At 53.1% G+C, this 19,126-nt stretch carries 15 protein-coding genes; 6 read left to right on the forward strand and 9 right to left on the reverse strand.

Features of this window, described 5'->3' with window-relative positions; genetic code table 11:
• The first annotated feature begins 174 nt into the window (after nt 1-174).
• Nucleotides 175-2,022 (forward strand): phosphoenolpyruvate carboxykinase (GTP), encoded by a 1,848-nt coding sequence (locus B9Z35_RS10265; protein ID WP_108283618.1) that lies wholly within the window; start codon nt 175-177, stop codon nt 2,020-2,022.
• 92 nt (nt 2,023-2,114) lie between these two features.
• Here the strand turns inward: B9Z35_RS10265 and B9Z35_RS10270 are convergent, their stop codons facing one another.
• The 4 genes from B9Z35_RS10270 to B9Z35_RS10285 form a co-directional block, all read right to left on the reverse strand.
• Nucleotides 2,115-2,381, reverse strand: a complete 267-nt coding sequence (locus B9Z35_RS10270; protein WP_108283619.1) for an HPr family phosphocarrier protein — start codon at nt 2,379-2,381, stop codon at nt 2,115-2,117.
• Nucleotides 2,378-4,279, reverse strand: a complete 1,902-nt coding sequence (locus B9Z35_RS10275) for a potassium transporter Kup (protein WP_108283620.1) — start codon at nt 4,277-4,279, stop codon at nt 2,378-2,380. Before B9Z35_RS10275 ends, B9Z35_RS10270 begins: the two co-directional genes overlap by 4 nt.
• 85 nt (nt 4,280-4,364) lie before the next feature.
• Entirely contained in the window at nt 4,365-5,063 is a 699-nt protein-coding gene (locus B9Z35_RS10280) for a response regulator (protein WP_108283621.1), read from the reverse strand.
• Between the two features lie 5 nt (nt 5,064-5,068).
• The gene (locus B9Z35_RS10285) at nt 5,069-6,625 is read right to left on the reverse strand and encodes a DUF4118 domain-containing protein (protein ID WP_108283622.1); all 1,557 of its coding nucleotides are present in this window, start codon (nt 6,623-6,625) and stop codon (nt 5,069-5,071) included.
• 140 nt (nt 6,626-6,765) lie between these two features.
• Between B9Z35_RS10285 and B9Z35_RS10290 the strand changes: the two genes are divergently transcribed.
• The 4 genes from B9Z35_RS10290 (at nt 6,766) to B9Z35_RS10305 (ending at nt 11,457) form a co-directional block, all read left to right on the forward strand.
• Nucleotides 6,766-7,971: an ABC transporter substrate-binding protein gene (locus B9Z35_RS10290; protein ID WP_370444125.1), complete on the forward strand. Its 1,206-nt coding sequence runs from the start codon at nt 6,766-6,768 to the stop codon at nt 7,969-7,971.
• A gap of 68 nt (nt 7,972-8,039) precedes the next feature.
• Complete coding sequence (locus B9Z35_RS10295; protein WP_108283623.1) at nt 8,040-9,989, forward strand: ABC transporter permease; 1,950 nt, start codon at nt 8,040-8,042, stop codon at nt 9,987-9,989.
• Complete coding sequence (locus B9Z35_RS10300) at nt 9,986-10,780, forward strand: ABC transporter ATP-binding protein (protein ID WP_108283624.1); 795 nt, start codon at nt 9,986-9,988, stop codon at nt 10,778-10,780. Before B9Z35_RS10295 ends, B9Z35_RS10300 begins: the two co-directional genes overlap by 4 nt.
• A complete protein-coding gene (locus tag B9Z35_RS10305) occupies nt 10,777-11,457 on the forward strand; it encodes an ABC transporter ATP-binding protein (protein WP_108283625.1) in 681 nt (226 codons plus the stop codon). Before B9Z35_RS10300 ends, B9Z35_RS10305 begins: the two co-directional genes overlap by 4 nt.
• A gap of 3 nt (nt 11,458-11,460) precedes the next feature.
• On the opposite strand, the gene B9Z35_RS10310 is transcribed toward B9Z35_RS10305, so the two are convergent.
• Genes B9Z35_RS10310 through B9Z35_RS10325 form a run of 4 tightly spaced genes read right to left on the reverse strand, consistent with a single transcriptional unit; the run spans nt 11,461 to nt 16,014 of the window.
• A complete protein-coding gene (locus B9Z35_RS10310) occupies nt 11,461-13,017 on the reverse strand; it encodes an alkaline phosphatase (protein WP_108283626.1) in 1,557 nt (518 codons plus the stop codon).
• Complete coding sequence (locus B9Z35_RS10315; protein ID WP_108283627.1) at nt 13,014-14,426, reverse strand: coniferyl aldehyde dehydrogenase; 1,413 nt, start codon at nt 14,424-14,426, stop codon at nt 13,014-13,016. The genes B9Z35_RS10310 and B9Z35_RS10315 overlap by 4 nt, the downstream gene beginning before the upstream one ends.
• 50 nt (nt 14,427-14,476) lie before the next feature.
• Nucleotides 14,477-15,757 carry an HlyD family type I secretion periplasmic adaptor subunit gene (locus tag B9Z35_RS10320; RefSeq protein WP_199219809.1) on the reverse strand — a complete coding sequence of 427 codons (1,281 nt, stop codon included), beginning with the start codon at nt 15,755-15,757 and terminating at the stop codon, nt 14,477-14,479.
• Nucleotides 15,758-15,759: 2 nt separating this feature from the next.
• Nucleotides 15,760-16,014 (reverse strand): hypothetical protein, encoded by a 255-nt coding sequence (locus tag B9Z35_RS10325; RefSeq protein ID WP_146178987.1) that lies wholly within the window; start codon nt 16,012-16,014, stop codon nt 15,760-15,762.
• A 119-nt stretch (nt 16,015-16,133) separates the two neighbouring features.
• On the opposite strand from B9Z35_RS10325, the gene B9Z35_RS10330 reads away from it, so the two are divergent.
• Nucleotides 16,134-17,345: an integrase arm-type DNA-binding domain-containing protein gene (locus tag B9Z35_RS10330; RefSeq protein WP_108283629.1), complete on the forward strand. Its 1,212-nt coding sequence runs from the start codon at nt 16,134-16,136 to the stop codon at nt 17,343-17,345.
• 457 nt (nt 17,346-17,802) lie between these two features.
• Here the strand turns inward: B9Z35_RS10330 and B9Z35_RS10335 are convergent, their stop codons facing one another.
• On the reverse strand, nt 17,803-18,990 hold the full coding sequence (locus B9Z35_RS10335; protein ID WP_108283630.1) for a hypothetical protein: 1,188 nt from the start codon (nt 18,988-18,990) through the stop codon (nt 17,803-17,805).
• Nucleotides 18,991-19,126 lie beyond the last annotated feature (136 nt).

The raw sequence follows: 19,126 nt of genomic DNA on the forward strand, positions 1-19,126 counted from the left end.
AATACTTTTCGGGGTTTTCATGTAACTCATAGGGGTTTTGCAAGCTTCAGGAAGGGCAGAGTTTCATAAAATAGCCATCCCGCTGGTGTAGGTCAGTGGCAATGAATTGAGGTCAGAGCCTCGCGCTTTAGTTAGCTGGGCTCTGACCTCAATTTTTTGACTTAGGAGCTTTTTATGAACATCAACGCCCCCGCGTATGTGAAGAACACCAAGCTGGTTGCTTGGGTTGCCGAAATGGCCGCCTTGTGCAAGCCAGACACCGTCTACTGGTGTGACGGCAGCCAGGAAGAGTACGACCGCTTGTGCGCCGAATTGGTCGCCGCCGGTACCTTCAAGAAGCTCAACCCCGCCAAGCGCGCCAACTCTTTCCTCGCCATCACCGACCCATCTGACGTGGCTCGCGTAGAAGACAGCACCTACATCTGCTCAGCGAAAAAAGAAAACGCCGGCCCCACCAACAACTGGATGGAACCCGCCCAGATGCGCGCCACGTTGAACCCTCTGTTCGACGGCTGCATGAAGGGCCGCACCATGTACGTGATTCCATTCAGCATGGGCCCTTTGGGTTCACACATTGCCCACGTTGGCATTGAGCTGTCTGACAGCGCCTACGTGGTGGTGAACCAAAAACTCATGACCCGCATGGGCAAAGCCGTTTACGAAGTGATCGGCACTGACGGCCCCTTCGTGCCTTGCGTGCACACCGTGGGCGCGCCTTTGGCTGCTGGCGAAAAAGACAAAACCACCTGGCCTTGCAACCCCAAAACCAAGTACATCGTGCACTACCCAGAGACCCGCGAAATCTGGTCTTACGGTTCGGGCTACGGCGGCAACGCTTTGTTGGGCAAGAAGTGCTTTGCTTTGCGCATCGCATCCAACATGGGCCGCGACCAAGGTTGGTTGGCTGAGCACATGCTCATCTTGGGCGTGACCAGCCCTGAGGGCAAAAAGTACCACGTGGCAGCTGCGTTCCCTAGCGCTTGCGGCAAAACCAACTTCTCTATGTTGGTGCCACCTGCAGCCTTCAACGGCTGGAAAGTCACCACCATCGGTGACGACATTGCTTGGATCAAGCCACACGCCGACGGCAAGATGTACGCCATCAACCCAGAAGCTGGCTACTTTGGCGTCGCCCCCGGCACCAACATGAAAACCAACCCCAACTGCATGTTGAGCCTGCACAAAGACGTGATCTTCACGAACGTCGCTTTGACCGACGACGGCGACGTGTGGTGGGAAGGTATGGAAAAAGACACAGGCAAGCTGCCCGACCACTTGATCGACTGGCAAGGCAACGACTGGACACCTACCATTGCTAAAGAAAAAGGCACCAAGGCGGCTCACCCCAACGCCCGCTTCACCGTGGCTGCCACCAACAACCCAGCACTCGACCCACAGTGGGACGACGCCAATGGCGTAGCCATCGACGCCATGATGTTTGGTGGCCGCCGCTCCACCACCGTACCACTCGTCACCGAAGCACGCAACTGGACCGAAGGCGTGTACATGGCTGCAACCATGGGCTCTGAAACCACCGCTGCCGCCTTTGGCGCACAAGGCGTGGTGCGCCGTGACCCGTTCGCCATGTTGCCTTTCTGCGGCTACAACATGAGCGACTACTTCCAACACTGGTTGGACATCGGCGCTAAACAAGCCGCTGCTGGCTACAAGCTGCCCGCGTTGTACTGCGTCAACTGGTTCCGCAAAGACGAGTCTGGCTCGTTCGTGTGGCCAGGCTACGGCGACAACATGCGCGTGTTGAAGTGGATCATCGACCGCTTGGAAGGCAAAGCCCAAGGCCACGACACCATGTTTGGTGTGGCCCCGAACTACAGCGAAATCAACTGGTCTGGCATCGAGTTCAGCGCCGACGACTTCGCCAAAGTGACCAGCATCGACAAAGCCGCTTGGGCCGAAGAGTTCAAATTGCACGAAGAGCACTTCAGCAAGCTGGCCCACAACCTGCCTAAGGCCATGAGCGATACGCTCAAAGCTTTGGAAGCACGTTTGGAAACTGCTTAAGTTTCAGCACACGCGCTCGTCGCGTGTAACAAGCGTCAAAACAAGAGCCCCGTCAGCTGCAAAGCTGGCGGGGCTTTTGTTTGAGGAAGCGCTTAGCCTTTTTGAATCACCGCAATCAAAGCATTCACCGCTTGTTGCGCATGTTCGCCATCGGCATGCAGCTCCACCAAATCGTTGTGAGTCGCGCCCAAAGCCATGACTTGGGCCACCGATTTGGCATTGACGGTTCTGCCATGACACATGACGGTGATATCGCCATCAAACTGCGCGGCGGCCATTGCAAACTCCGCGGCCACCCGAGGGTCAAGGCCCGCTTTGCCTGTGAGTTTGAGCGTGACAGGTAATGTGTGTTCGATCATATTTGCACCCGTGTTCCAAGTTCTACAACTGAGTTATCTGGCAGGTTGAAAAACTCAACCACGCCACCTGAATTGCGCGTCATGGCAGAGAACAGTTTTTCTCGCCACTGCGCCATGCCGCCGCCCGGTGTCGAGATCACCGTTTCGCGGCTTAAGAAATACGAGGTTTCAAAGACGGGAATCTCCAACCCCAGAGGCTCGCAATGCTTCAAAGCCTTTGGCACATCAGGCGTGTTCATGAAACCAAACTTCACCCACACTTGCCAGAAGTGTTCACTCAAGCGCTCCACGCGCACGCGTTGCTTGTCTGACACCCAAGGCACGTTGTCGAACTCCACCGTGAGGATGACATTTTTCTCGTGCAGCACTTGGTTGTGCTTCATGTTGTGCAACAAAGCTTGCGGCACGGTCTCAGGATTGGCCACCGCATAAATGGCGGTACGTTTGGCCAAGTGGGTGTGGCCCGAATCAATGTGCTGAATGAAGGTATTCAAGTCCAATCCGTCACGACGGATTGTGTCAACCACCAGCTCACGGCCGCGTGACCAAGTGGTCATGACCAAGTACAGGGTCAAACCCATGGCGAGTGGCAACCAACCACCATCAAAGAACTTGATGATGCAGCCTGCAAACAAGAACGAATCAATGGCGAGAAAGAACAGCGTTGCGCCAATCGCCAAAGGCGTAGGCATCTTCCATGCATCGTGCACCACAAAGAACGTCATGATGGTGGTGATGACCATGGTCAACGTCACTGCAATGCCATACGCACCGGCCAAGGCAGAAGAGCTTCTAAATGCCAACACCGCCAGCACCACACCCGCTAACAAGATCCAGTTCACGCCAGGCATGTAGATTTGACCCACCTCTTGCTCCGAGGTGTACTTGATGTCCATGCGAGGCAAGAAGCCCAACAAAATCGCTTGTTTGGTCATCGAGTACGCACCCGAGATCACCGCTTGAGAAGCAATGATGGCTGCCACCGTTGCCAACAACACCGCTGGGATCAACCAGTCTTCGGAGAACATGCGAAAGAAAGGATTTTCAATCGCGGTGGCGTCGTGCATGAGCAACGCGCCTTGGCCCATGTAGTGCAGCGCCAAGCTCGGCATGACCAAACCCATCCACGCAATTTGAATCGGTTTGCGGCCAAAGTGCCCCATGTCGGCATACAAGGCTTCAGCACCCGTGAGCGCCAACACAATCGCACCAACAGCCGCCAACACAAAGGGGCCACGGTCCATCAAAAAGTTGATGCCGTGCAGTGGATTCAAGGCCGCCAAAATTTCTGGCGTTTGCACAATTTGCTCAATGCCGGTGTAGCCGAGAATGAGAAACCACACCACGATGATGGGGCCAAAAAACTTGCCTACAAAGTTGGTGCCCCAGCGCTGCATGAAAAACAGCAGCACCAACACCGCCAAGGCAATGGGCACCACATAAGGCTGCAGCAATGGGGTGGCGATTTCTAAACCTTCCACCGCCCCCAACACCGAGATGGCCGGTGTGATGACACTGTCACCATAAAACAAGGTGGCGCCAAAAAGCCCCAACAGCAACAAGAAGTGACGCAGCCGTGGCTTGTGCTTGACTGCATTGGCCGCCAAAGCAGTAAGGGCTAAGGCGCCGCCTTCGCCGCGGTTGTCAGCACGCAAAATCAAGATCACGTATTTGAGCGTGACGATGAGCATCAAGGCCCAAAAAATGGCGGACACGGCACCGATCAAGTTTTCAGGCGTGAGCGCGACGCCTGTGGCGGGCAAGAACACTTCTTTGACCGTGTACAGCGGGCTGGTGCCAATATCGCCGTACACCACACCAATGGCACCCAAGGTCAACGCGGCGGTTGACTGGCGCTTGATGTGCGCCGAGGGGTTGTCTGAATCAATGGCTGACATGAGGACTCCTATCTAAGTGCCTCAAGGTTGCCAGCATCGGCATTAGGAAAGCATAAGTGTCCGCCTATGCGCCAATAAATGTGAACTATTCAGCTAAGCGATAGCCAACGCCAGGCTCGGTCAACAGCAAAGCGGGCTCTGTTGGGTTGGGCTCTAGCTTGGCACGTAGCTGGCCCATGTACAAGCGCAGGTATTGCGTTTGGTCCACATGCTCAGCGCCCCACACATCCACCAGCAGTTGACGGTGTGTCACCACTTGCCCCGCTTGACGGACCAAGCGCGCCAACAGTTTGAACTCGGTGGGCGTGAGATGCACCGCTTCGCCAGCCTTGAACACGGTGTGTTTGGGAAGGTCAATGTCTAAAGCGCCGCAGTTGTATTGGGTTTGCGGGGCTAAGACCACCGTGCCACGGTGGCGCAACGTGACACGCATGCGCGCGAGCAATTCACTGATGCTGAAAGGCTTGACCAAATAATCGTCTGCGCCTGCATCGAGCAAAGCCACCTTGTTGGCATCGTCATGTCGCGCCGAAATGATCAGAATGGGCAATGCATATTGCGCACGGACACTTCGCAGCAAGTCGCCACCATCGCCATCAGGCAACCCCAAGTCAAGCACCAGTAGATCTAGCGGACTGCCTGAGGCCATCGTGTTGCGCAAAACCGCACTGGCATCTGCCGAGCTGCCGCTGGCCACCACCTCATAGCCTTCCACGCTCAATGCGTCGCGTAAAGTTTGACGTAAATCACGGTCGTCTTCGACCAACAATACTTTGAGGGCCATGCGCGTTACGCCTCCATCACCACATTGGGTTGTTGCAGCACAGGCAGTTGCAAACACATCACCGCGCCATGAGGCGCACGGTCTTCGACCCAAAGCTTGGCGTCATGCACTTTGGCAATGGCTTTGCACACAGCCAAGCCCACGCCCATGCCGCGGCGTAATTGAGTGGCCTCTGTCGCATCGGCTTGCGCGGTATCTGCATGGACACGCTCGAAAGCTTGAAACACTTTGCCTTTCCAAGCATCGGCAATGCCTGTGCCTTGGTCCATCACGCGCACCTCGAGTGCACTGGGTTTGGGTTGCACTTGGATGTCGATGGGTGTGTCGTCATGGCTGTACTTGATGGCGTTTTCAATCAAGTTGTCAAAAAGTTGAACCAACAAAATCGCATCGCAATAGATAAGCGGCAAGCCATCAGGCACTACCACCACGATGTCACGCTGGGGATGGCGCTGACGCGATTTGGCCAACACCGATCCCAAAATTTCTTGCAACGACTCCCAATCCTTTTTGATTTGCAACGGTGCAGCGTCTAAGCGCGCCAGCTGCAAGGTGTTGGTGGTCATGCGGTTAAGGTGCTGCGCTTCGTCAATCACTGTCTGCGCTAATGCGGCTACTTTATCGGTGCTCAAGCGCGCCGCTTGGTCGTGAATCGCCGAGGCTGCGCCCATCAAGTTGGCCAGCGGCGTGCGGTAGTCGTGCGAGATAGAGGTGAGCAAGGTGTTGCGCAGGCTTTGGCTTTGTGCATCGTCTTTGGCTTGTTGGGCTAGGCGCAGTGTTTGTGCGCGTTCGATATCCAAACCCAATAAATCGCCGGCTTGCTGCAGCATCTCTCGTTGAAGCGCAGTCAGCCCTTTTGCGCCATTCGCATGCAAAGCCGCTGCGCCATAGGCGCGAGAACGGCCACGTAAAGGCAAAAACACGGTGGTTTGATTTTCATGACGACCTGTGCCTGGCCCCATCGCTGCAAAGTTTTGTGCACAGGCCAGCAAACCTTGCAGGTCTTGGCCTTTGGCTTGGCCAATCAATTGACTTTGGCCCACCCCCTCGTCTGATGCGCCGTCTTGGAGCAACAACACCGACACCTCGCATGCCGCCTCTTGCGCCATCAACGTTTGCAGGCGCTGGCCTTGCAGCTGCATGTCGCGTGTCTCGCGGAACTGATCGCTCAGCTCGCGCAACAGTTCAGACGCTTGGGCATGTTGGCTTTCTAGCTCGGCCGCTGCGCGTAGACGCGCCATTAAATAGCTCACCACCACACTCACACCCATCATGGTGACCAACAGCAACAAATCTTGATGCACATGCACGTTGAAGGTGTAACGCGGCTCGATGAAGAACCAATTGAACATGAGCACAAAAACAGCGCTCGCACCTATCGATGCAAGAGCTGACAACCACACCCCTGAAATGGCACTAGCCAACACCAACAACAAGGCCAAGTTACCCAAGTTGAGCACCCCATCCAAGCCCCAAAGCAAGCCCCACGCGCATAGCCAAATCACCACGGCAGGCCAGCGGGCTTCAAACTTAGGGGCAGATAAACGGCGCGATAACGGCATGGCCAAAGGCTAGCACAGGTCTTTCTGTGGACTTTCGAAAACGTATGCAACTGTGTTTCGGGTTTGCAAGACAATTGAAGCTTCACAATTTTTAGGTGCTTGCCGCACGTGGCCAGCATTTGCTCTCAAAGGCTTCTTTCGTGAACACCACACTTGCATCCGCCCTGCGCACCGTAGCCCTCGCATTCAGCGTGGCAGCTCTACCAGCCTTCGCCCAAAACCTTATCAAGATTGGCGAGATCAACAGCTACAAGGCCCAGCCCGCTTTCCTCGACCCCTACAAAAAAGGCATGGAGTTGGCCGTGGAAGAAATCAACGCCGCAGGTGGCGTGAACGGCAAACAGCTTCAGCTCATCACCCGTGACGACAACGCCTCGCCCGGCGACGCCGTGCGTGCCGCCGAAGAGCTGCTAAGCCGCGAAAAGGTAGATGTGCTGTCTGGTGCTTTCCTCTCGCACATTGGTTTGGCGCTGGGCGACTTTGCAAAACAACGCAAAGTGTTCTTCCTCGCTGGCGAGCCGCTGACCGACAAAATGGTTTGGCAAAACGGCAACCGCTATACCTACCGCCTGCGCGCCAGCACCTACATGCAAGTGGCGATGCTCGTGCCCGAAGCCGCCAAACTCAAGAAAAAACGCTGGGCCGTGGTGTACCCCAACTACGAATACGGCCAGTCAGCTGCAGCCACGTTCAAACAATTACTGAAGGCTGCACAACCCGATGTGGAGTTTGTGGCCGAGCAAGCGCCCACGCTGGGCAAGATCGACGCAGGCTCTGTGACGCAAGCCATTGCCGATGCCAAGCCCGATGCCATCTTCAACGTGTTGTTTGCCACAGACCTCGCCAAGTTTGTGCGCGAAGGCAACACACGCGGTGTGTTCCAAGGCCGCGAGGTGGTGAGCCTCTTGACCGGCGAGCCCGAATATTTGGAGCCGCTCAAAGACGAAACCCCCAACGGTTGGATCGTCACGGGCTACCCTTGGTACGGCGTGCAAACACCTGAGCACAAAGCCTTCTACTTGGCCTACCACCGCAAATACAACGACCACCCCCGCTTGGGCTCGGTCGTGGGCTACAGCATGATTCACGCTTTGGCTGCAGGCATCACCAAGGCCAAGAGCACTGAGACAGAAAAGCTGGTCACTGCCTTTAGCGGTTTGAAATTCAGCACGCCTTATGGTCCCGTGGTGTTCCGCAAGCAAGACAACCAGTCCACCTTGGGCGCGTTCTTGGGTCGTACAAAAAATGAAGGCGGCAAGGGCGTGTTGGTAGACTACCGCTACATCGACGGAGCCAGCGTGCAACCCAGCGATGACGTTGTGAAAAAACTCAGACCGAGCAACTAAACGCCACTCGAACCCAAACACAACGCCCGCCTCTTGCGGGCGTTTTAATTTCAAAGCCACACACCTTGATGGACGCCGCCAGCCTCTTCGTACAAGCCCTCAACGGGCTGGCTGCTGCATCGTCTTTGTTCTTGGTGGCTGCAGGTTTGTCGCTCATCTTTGGCGTGACGCGCATCGTCAACTTTGCGCATGGCTCGTTCTTCATGCTGGGTGTGTATGTGGCGTACTCGCTTGTGTTGCATGCTGCGCCGGCTGTGTCCGCCGCTTTGAGTGTGGTGCTAGGTGACGCTGCTGGTCAAACCACTGCCTACTTCTTGTTGTTACTTTGCGCCGCACTCGTCACGGGTTTGTTGGGTGCGTTGGTGGAAGTGCTGTTGCTGCGCCGCATTTACAAAGCGCCTGAGTTGTTTCAGTTGCTTGCTACCTTTGCCTTGGTGCTCGTCATTCAAGACGGCACGTTGTGGCTTTGGGGCGCTGAAGATTTGCTGGGACCGCGCGCACCGGGGCTGAGCGGTGCTGTGGATATCTTGGGCCGTCGCTTTCCGACCTATGACTTGTTTCTGATCGCCATTGGCCCACTGGTGTTGGCGGTGTTGTGGTGGTGCTTGCAGCGCACGCGCTTTGGCGTGTTGGTGCGCGCCGCCACGCAAGACCGCGAGATGTTAGGCGCTTTGGGATTGAACCCGCGCCACTTGTTTACCGCAGTGTTTGCGCTGGGCTGCGCTTTGGCAGGCTTGGGTGGTGCGCTGCAACTGCCCCGCGAGCCCCCGCACTTGGGGCTGGACATGGCCACCATTGGTGATGCGTTTGTGGTGGTCGTGGTGGGCGGCATGGGTTCTATCCCCGGCGCGTTTGTGGCGGCCTTGTTGATTGCCGAAATCAAAGCGCTGTGCATCGCTGTGGGCACGGTAAACATTTTGGGCGTGTCGTTTGCTTTTTCTAAACTCACGCTCGTGGTCGAATTTTTGGTGATGGCTGTGGTGTTGATGGTCCGTCCTTGGGGTTTGCTGGGCAAGCCACAAAGTGCGCCGCGCATCAGCACCGAGCAAGAAGCACCGTTTACTTTAGGCAGCGTTCACTCGCAATGGGTATGGCTGTGCGTCGGTGCTGCATTGTTGGCACTGCCGTTGTTCACCACGGACTCGCCCTACACACTGGTGTTGGGTATTGACCTTCTTATTGCTGCCTTGTTCGCGGCTAGTCTTCACTTCATCACGGGGCCAGCAGGCATGCATTCATTTGGCCACGCGGCTTACTTTGGTGTGGGTGCGTATGCCGCCGCGCTGCTGGTGTTGCGGGCGGGTGTGTCTAGCGAAGCAGCCTTGTTGTTGGCCCCCCTCGTCAGTGCGTTGGTGGCTGCACCCATTGCGTGGTTTGCGGTGCGCTTATCGGGCGTGTACTTGGCCATGCTGACTTTGGCGTTTGCACAAATTGTGTGGTCCATTTGTTTTCAGTGGGACGACTTCACGGGTGGCAGCAACGGCATCACGGGTGCGTGGCCTAGCGATTGGTTGCAAAGCAAAGCTGCTTACTACTGGCTCACGCTTGGCTTAGTTGCTGCAAGCGTGTACGCACTGCGCCGCGTGTTGATGTCGCCGCTTGGCTACGCATTGCGTGCCAGCCGCGACTCGGTGGGCCGCGCAGAAGCGATGGGCCTGAACGTGGCGCATGTGCAATGGTTGGGCTTTGTGGTGGCCGCTGGCTTTGCGGGTTTGGCGGGCGCGTTGTTTGCATTTTCTAAAGGCAGCATCTCGCCTGATGTGTTGGGCGTGAGCAAGTCGGTCGATGGTTTGGTCATGGTCATGCTAGGCGGCGTGCACACGCTCGTCGGCCCACTCGTAGGCGCGGTGACGTTTACGGCGCTGCAAGACAGCTTGGCCCGCAGCACCGACTACTGGCGTGCCGTGTTGGGTGGCAGCATGTTGCTGCTGGTGCTGGTATTTCCGCAGGGCATTGCAGGGTCGGTGCAAGCGCTGTGGCTGCGTGTGCGCTCATCCAAAGTGCGAGGTGATGCATGAGCACGCACCACAAAACCACGCTTCTGAGCGTTCAACATTTGCACAAAGCCTTCGGCGGCAACCAAGCCGTGAACGATGTGTCGTTCAATTTGCAAGCGGGCGAACTGCTGGCCCTGATCGGCCCTAACGGCGCAGGCAAATCCACCACTTTCAATTTGGTCAACGGCCAACTCTCGCCTGACAGCGGCAGCATCACCTTGGATGGTGTGTCGCTTCTTGGTCGCAAGCCAAACGAGCTGTGGCGCATGGGCGTGAGCCGCACCTTTCAAATTGCACAAACTTTTGGCTCGCTCACCGTGGCTGAGAACGTGCAAATGGCATTGCTGTCAGCTGATGGCAAATCCCTCGCGCCTTGGCAACGCGCCACCCACTACCGCCGTGCAGATGCGCTGCAACTGCTTGAGCAAGTGCAGCTGGACACTCAAGCCAACCGCCCTTGCAGCGCACTCGCCTACGGCGATGTGAAGCGCCTTGAGCTAGCGATGGCACTGGCCAACGAACCGCGCTTGCTGCTGATGGACGAACCCACCGCAGGCATGGCCCCCGACGAACGACACGCACTGATGGCACTCACACGTAGCTTAGTCAACCAACGCGGCGTGGCCGTGCTGTTTACCGAGCACAGCATGGACGTGGTGTTTGAACACGCCGATCGCGTGCTGGTGATGGCGCGTGGCGCACTCTTCGCGCAAGGCACGCCTGCGCAAGTGCAGGCAGATCCACAGGTGCAGGCGGTGTACTTTGGCAGCGGCAAAACCTTTGGTGCTTCAACAACAGAGGCTCAGGCATGACACAAGCACCCACCCCCTCGTTGCTGAACGTCCGAGGTTTAAATGCTTGGTACGGCGCAGCGCAAGTGCTGTTCAACGCACAGCTGCATGTGCAGCGCGGCGAAGTGGTAGCACTCATTGGGCGCAACGGCGCGGGCAAATCGAGCACGCTCAAAGCCATCATGGGCCTCATGCCCCGACGCACTGGCAGCGTGGTGTTTGCGAGCCATGACATCTCCAACGCCGAACCCTACCAAGCCGCACGCTTCGGCTTGGGCTATGTGCCCGAAGACCGCCGCATCTTCACCGACCTGACCGTACTGGAAAACTTGCAACTCGGTGTGCAAGCTGCGCGTCGTTTTGCAGACGACACGGTTGCCCCGCAATGGTCACTCGAACAAATCTTTGCTTTGTTCCCCAACCTCGCCGACATGCAGCAACGCCCTGCCAGCCACATGAGCGGGGGCGAGCAACAAATGCTCACCGTGGCGCGCACCCTCATGGGCAACCCGCTGATGGTGCTGCTCGACGAACCGTCAGAAGGCGTGGCCCCCGTCATCGTCGAGCAAATGGGTGAAATGATTTTGGCGCTCAAGCGCCAAGGTGTGAGCGTGTTGCTGTCTGAGCAAAACACGCACTTTGCACAGTGGGTGAGTGACCGCAGTTACACGCTAGACCGTGGCGTGCTATCTGCCTAAGCGTTAAACCGCTTGCGGACCTGGTTTGCCGCTCTTCACCACATAACTCGCCTGCGTTTTCAGCCCAGCTTCACTTCCCGCAGGAAACTTGGTAGCTCTGAAATCACAACGCGCTTCTTTAGACGTGACGGTGATCAAGCCGTAGCCGCGCTCGTCTGAGCGGTAGTGCAACAAGTCGGAATTGCTTTCACGAATCAGCGCTGCAGGCTTGTCGCCCAAACCGCGTGAGGTGATGGAGGTGGTCACAAACTCGCTGGCCACGATGGGGGACTGTGGGTTATTGGGCTCAAGACGCAAGTTGGCGGCCACGTTGCAGTGCACATCGCCGCCTAAGGTAACAACGTTGCTCAACTTGGCATCCACCACGGTTTGCAACAGGCGCTTGCGTGCTTCGGGGTAACCATCCCAGGCATCGTTCCAGTAGCTACGGCCCACGGGCGCGGGGATACTGGTGGAGCTGATTTGTGTGGCTTGGGCCACTAGCTTCCATTGGCGTTTGGATTGGCTCAAGCTGTCCGTGATCCAGCGCTCTTGTTCATTGCCCAGCATCGTGCGTGTGGAGTCACTCAGCTCATCACACTGCACCACCATTCGGCCACCGCCACGCACTGGGTCGCGGCAAGCTTGGGCGCTGCGGTATTGGCGGCAATCGAGGGTCCATACATCGGCCAACTTTCCCCAGCTCAGTTGTTCATACAAACGCATGTTGGCGGGGTTGTCTTTGTCGGGCCCCAACAGCACGGGCTGGTGCTCAAAGTAAGCTTGATACGCCGCTGCGCGACGCAGTAGCATTTGCTGTGGATCGGTGTATTGGCGGTCTTGGTCGTTGGCGTAGTCGTTCACCACTTCGTGGTCGTCCCACATCAGCACCCAAGGGTGGGCGGCATGAGCCGCTTGCAACATGGGGTCGCGTTTGTATTGCTCGTAGCGCTCACGGTATTGCGCCAGTGTTTTGGGTTCTTCGCCGCTGTGTTTGCGAATGGCGTATTGCGGATTGCTGCTTTCATAGATGTAGTCACCCATGAACAGGACGAAGTCGAGCTTTTGTTTGGCAATCTCTGCGTGCGCAATGTATTGCCCTTGCTCATAGTGCTGGCATGACGACAGTGCGATTCTCAGCTCACGCACATCAGCATTCAATGCCGGCGCTGTGCGCGTATGGCCGACGGGGCTATAGGCATCGCCTTGTCGAAAACGATACCAATAGTCTGTACTGGGTTTTAAATGCTGCACATGCAAATGCACGCTGTGGGCGCGATAGGCATCTGTGAACACCTCTGCTTTTTGCACACGGCGCTTGAGATTGGCATCGGCAAATACCTCCACATCGACACGCAATGCTTCGGTCTCTACGGCCCGATCTTCTTGGCTGAAAAGCAAGCGCGTCCACAGCACAATTGAATCCGCACGAGGACGACCACTTGCGATACCCAATGCAAAAGGATTGGCGCGCCATGCGTGCAATTTGGACTCTGTTGCTGCTACGTCCTTCATCCATGGTGAGAGCGCTAAGGCCATAGCACTGCCTTGAAGCAGCTGGTGAAAATCGCGACGTTTCATTTGAGTAAGTAGCCTAGATATTTGGTTGCAAGCTTGCCATACGGTGGCCACATGAAGCGCATGCCACTGATGCGCGCTTGGTAAAAGATCGGACGCATTTTTGAAAAAGTAACAAAGCCATCGTAGCCATGGTAATGACCCATGCCACTTTCGCCCAGACCTCCAAATGGCAAACTGTGCTGCGCGGTATGAAATAGTGAATCGTTAATCGCTACACCACCAGAGCGTGTACGACGAACCAAATCATCCACCACGCGATCGTCATGACTGAACGCATAAAACGCCAGTGGTGTCGGCGTGCTGTTGATCCCTTGCACAACTTCATCCAACGTGGCATATCCAATCACTGGCAAGATAGGGCCAAATATTTCTCGCACTTGAAGAGCACAACCTAGTGGCATGTTTAGCACCAAATGCGGTGCGATCTTGCGCGTTTCTTCATCCCACGGTTTTCCATCCAACAAGGGGACGAGCGTTGCACCTCGCGCTTTTGCTTCTTGTAGTCCGTCGATCAACCGTTGGAACGATCGGGCATCAATGATGCTGGAGTAATCCAAACTCTCTAATGACGTGTAACGTCTTTGAACAATTTCTTTGGCTATCTCAACAAATTCACCGATGTGATGCCTAGGCAAGTAAAGGTGATCTACGTTGGTACAAATTTGTCCTGCGTTAAAGCATTTGACAAACAAAATTCGTTCAGCCGCTTGGCGTAATGAGAAATCTTCACACACCACAGCTGGCGACTTTCCACCTAACTCCAATGTCACCGGGCATAAATTTTGTGCGGCCGCTGCCATCACCGCTCGCCCTGTTTGTGATGAACCCGTGAAAACCAGATGATCAAATTTAAGCTGTGAAAAAACCTCGCCTACACCGCCTGTTTCTTCAATAAATATCAGCTTGTCTTTTGAAAAATACTGGGGTGACTTTTCGATCAACAGCTTTGTCAAATGACGTGAGTTCTCTGACATCTTGACCATTGCGCAATTGCCAGCTGCAAATGCGTCAATCAACACCATGAAACTCAAGTTAACTGGAAAATTCCACGGAACGATGATGCCGATCACGCCTAACGGCTGAGGGAAAACACGATTTTTTGCACCAAAAAAATTCAACCAGTCTACGCCGCGTCTTTGAGGACGCATCCAATTAGCGAGATGTTTGAGCGCGTGCTTAACGCCTTGAATCACCGGCGCAACATCAGCAAACATGGTTTCATGGCGTGAACGATGCCCGTAATCTGCATGAATAGCATCAGCTATAGCTTCTGCGTTGTCTCGCACAAAGGCTTTCAACTGAAACAAGTCTTGGCGACGCTCAGCCAGACTGGGGTACGGATGCAACATATGTGCATCACGTTGATTCTGCAAGACTTGCTCTAAATGTGCGGGATCTTGTTGCGTCATAAGAAGCGATATTTAGGTGGCGTAGGTTTTTGTCTGACGCCAATCCTAAATCAACGCTCTCGCAATGCTTGCGATACGTTTTGCAGTGGGCGGAAGAGGTATTCCAGCACTGTTTTTTGACCCGTGCGAATCTCAACAGTTGCGGTCATGCCTGGCGTAGGTTCGATCTTCAAGCCTTTACGCACAAGGTTAGGATCTTTGATGCGTACCAAAATTCGATAAAAGCCCTCTTCCATATCGGCTGGCGTTGCGCCTGGCTTGCGTTGTTGACGCTCGTCTTTCAATGTGTCGGGGCTTAAGTGCTCGAGCTCGCCATCTAAGCCACCATACTTGTTGAAGTCATAGGAAGTCAACTTGACAACGGCTTTTTGTCCGACTTTCAAAAAAGCAACTTCAGATGGTTTGACATAGGCTTCCACCAGCATTTCATCTTCCGTTGGCACGATCTCAAGAATCGGCTGGCCAGCCTGAATCACACCACCTACCGTGGTTACTTGCACATTCTTCACAACACCCTTCATGGGCGATTTGATGGTGGTGTGCAAATAGGCATCTTCACGGGCTGAAGCACTCTCTTTTGTTTGTGACAACTCAGAAGAGACGCGCGTTAATTCAGTGTTGGCGTCTGTGATGTAGCGGTTCTTACGCTCGGCTCGCTGGCCCATGAGGTCGGCTTGCTGACGCTTTAAACGTAGCAGTTCGACTTCAGACATCACGCCACCTTTCACCAATGGTGCGGTAAGTGTGATTTCACGGGTGATGGCAGCCAAAGATGCGTCGACTGCCTCGAGTGACTCCATCAACGCTTTTTTACGCGCCTTGTAGGCTTGTGTTTCTTGTTTGATGAGTTGCGTTTCATCTTTCAACTCTGGCGGGAATTTCAATGCAGAGTCACTTGACTCAGCTCGCAAACGCGCGGCAATGGCTAACAACGACAAATACTTTTCATTTGCTTCGCGATAGCCCGCACCTGAGCGCGCGTCATCCATTTGCAACAGTATTTGTTCTTTTTCAACCACGTCACCTTCTCGCACCAGCATTTCGCGCAAGATGCCTGAATCTAAACTTTGAATCACTTGCTCACGACTCGAAGGGATGATTTTTCCTTGGCCTCGCGTGATTTCATCTAGGCTAAAAAAGCCAGCCCAAATCAAACCCAACAACAACGTAGCTGCGGTGACCCATACCAACATTCGACTTGCATCACGCTCATCATCTTCGACCGTACGCACGCCAAAACCGGCTACTTTTTTATCGTCTTGCCACAGCTCTTGAAGTTTGTGCCATACGGACTGAACCTTTGTCCAATAGGCCATTAGTTTTTCTTTCATGCTCATGCTCCGCCTGTCTTCACGTCAATGCCGCGCGATAGCTTTTCAATCATTTCTTGTTTTGGGCCAGCCATCACACATTGGCCAGCCTCGATAACGGCGACCACATCTGCCCATTCCAATAACTGAGGGCGATGCGTTGACATCAACAATGATCGTCCTTTCAACCACTCTTTAAGTACCGCAATCACATGCGCCTCAGTGTTGCCATCCATGTTGGCGGTAGGTTCGACAGTGGGTTCATGGGAAATCATCAAGGCCAAATAGAAATCCCAGCGTTACTTTCGCTCTGCACATCAAAGTCTTTAAACGTCAGTGAATCCATCATTTGCAAGATTCTTGGCGTCTACGCGTGGTAACTTTTTTGTATCTCAAAATGAAAAAATCTACACATTGGCGAACTCTCAACAATCTATCGAAACCTGCAAGATATTCCATTCCAGAAATGCGTGGTTTGCATCTATGGGTGCGCTCGGACCTAAAAAAATATTGGATATTTAGGTTCACTTTTGAAGGTCGACGTCATGACATGAGTCTTGGTAGTTTTCCCGCGGTTGGACTCTCCGCCGCCAAAAAGAAATCGTTGAAATTTCGTGGGCAACTCTTCAATGATGAGAACCCTTCATTACTTAGACAAATCGAGAAAAAGGAAAAGACTTCTTCAAAGAAAAAAATAACTTTCAAAGCTTTTTCAGCCGACTACATACATCGAATGGCGCCCAAGTGGAGTTCTTCAAAATATGAACATAACTGGCTAATGACCATTGAACAATTCGCAAACCCTGTAATTGGCATGTTAGAAATGGAGGCGATTACCACAAATCACATAATTCAGATCTTGACTCCAATGTGGAATACCAAGTTTGTTACCGCCACTAGACTGCGAGGACGAATCGAAAAAATTATTTCTGCATCCATAACTACTGGCTACAGATCGTCACCCAATCCTGCAACATGGAAAAACCACCTTGAAAACTTACTGCCCAACATAAAAAAACCGGCAACTCATCACAATGCACTTCCATATGACAAGATTCCTGATTTTTTCTTCTACCTTTCACAGATTAATACCTTGCCCTCTCTAGCTCTTCAGTTTGCTGTTTTGAACTGTTGCAGGGCTGGCGAGGTAATTCAAGCAAAAACGTCACAAATCGAGCGTGATATTTGGACTATTCCTGCCGAAAAAATGAAAGCACGAGTTGAACATCAAATTCCACTAGCCAATAAGTCGCTATTACTTATTGAAAAGGCATCATTGTTGACATCAGGAGGGCCCTTTTTGTTCTGCTTGGAAGGTCACCGTTTTCACTCGCTTTATATGATAAGACTTGTGCAACAGTTTCAACCTTCTATGACTACACATGGTTTCAGGAGCAGCTTTAGAGACTGGGTTTCTGAAGAGACAAACCACAGTCCTGAAGTAGCTGAAATGGCACTGGCACATGCAATTAAGAATAAAGTTGAAGCCGCTTACCGCAGAGGCAAGTTACTGGAAAAACGCAAGCTTCTAATGAACGACTGGGCTAAGTACTGCTTTTCTCGCGTAGACGCCAAGAATCTTGCAAATGATGGATTCACTGACGTTTAAAGACTTTGATGTGCAGAGCGAAAGTAACGCTGGGATCTCTATTTGGCCTTGATGATTTCCCATGAACCCACTGTCGAACCTACCGCCAACATGGATGGCAACACCTGGATCCACTCACATTACTTGTCTCGCAACCTTTACTTTACCTCATTGGTTACCACTTCCAACCACCACTCACAGTGGGCGCATCTGCTAACTTCCTTGAATGTGGCTGCATAGGCAAAGAAATTTAGAACAGTTACCACAAGTGTTACCACGATGTTCGCCTAGGTCGCTTCTCTTTATGAGATTACCAACGCACCCCTAACGACACCTCAGAATCATCTTTACTGATAGTTGATGGGGGGGATACCTGTACAGATTGCTTTTGGTGATGAGTACCTGCCTAGATACACAAAAAGGAGCTACAGAGATCTGCTGACACTAGTAATGCTTACCTACTTACCACTACCAGTTGTTACTTCTTATCAATCCTTGTCTTAACTCCGTCTTTGACATGCTTCATCCATTGAACATACATCTGCTCTCTTAACCAGTCTTCATGATCAACTGTTGTAATGAACGAATCGTGTACAGGAAGGACAGGGATATCAGCCATAACACCTTCGTACATGATGTCCAAAGCTATCTGACCTTCAAGGCTTTGCAGCATAGCCCCCATATCTTTGAACAAGGCTCCTTTTATTGAAGGAAAAGCAGTAAGCGTAGCCTCCTTGAGTGCATTGAACCGCTCTCGATTTACACGTCTACGTTTCAAAGCATTGAAAGCCGTGTCTTCATTGTCTGCCCCTAACGATGCAGTCATGAACTCTTTGACCTTCTCCCTTGTTGTTGATGCAAGTAAGGCGATGTCCGTGTAGGGGTCATTTGGTAGAGGATCAACATGGCCAGCAAGTAGCATCATCAGATGGTTGGATTTGTAATCAAGCTCTACCGTTGGTTGCCTATTGATTGTTAGCTCTGCCCTAATGTTCCTAGGCATGTTCTGGAAGCGAGAAAAGACTCGACCGCCACGAACTGGACCTCCAGAGTAGACAAGTTTCATAGGGCCCTTCTGAGGCCATTTAAAGCCCTCTAAAAAGGTGTTTATGGCTCTCAGGCGAACAAGGTCATGGTGATTATCAGGAAGCTCCTCTGGGCCGTATAAAAAGCCTTTTAAAACGATGACCTCTGTATCGTCGACAGCTTGCAAATGATCACCGATTAATGGCGCTTCTACAGCCTCTGATAGCTTCTCAGTTCCATAGATACGGGTTATCCGACCGAAGCCCCCAACATGGTTGTAAAACCCCTTAAAAACGGTGATGTAGCCATCTGCATTTAAGCGCTCGATAGCTGCTTTGGTAAACTTATAAGTAAGGCCTAGGCTATGCCAGTAATTTCCCTTGTCATATGCCCTGTTAGCTAGAGAAATGCCGGTATACGTGCCTCTAATGCTGTTGTAAATAACATTCAGCAAGATGACCCTGTAGCAGTCCCTAAACTTGTGTCGTTGGTCTTTTGTTAGCTTTTTCGGATGGCTGACTACCAAAGATGAAAGTAGACTTTTAAGGGCTATTTCTTGCTCGCCAACCACCTCTAAGCGCATAGGCTCAAGTGGCATGGAGTACTCAAGATCTTCAGGTTGCGCAACAAAGAAATTCATAGAAATGCACCATATAAAGTGAATTAATTCACATCTTAGGTGGTCCCACTTCGCCTCTTACTTCTTATGTTTTGTATACAAAATTAGCATTTAAACAGTCTGCGAGTGCTAAGTCACTGCGGCTCTATTAATAATA

Source organism: Limnohabitans sp. Jir61 (assembly GCF_003063545.1).
In the GTDB taxonomy this organism is placed as follows: domain Bacteria; phylum Pseudomonadota; class Gammaproteobacteria; order Burkholderiales; family Burkholderiaceae_C; genus Limnohabitans.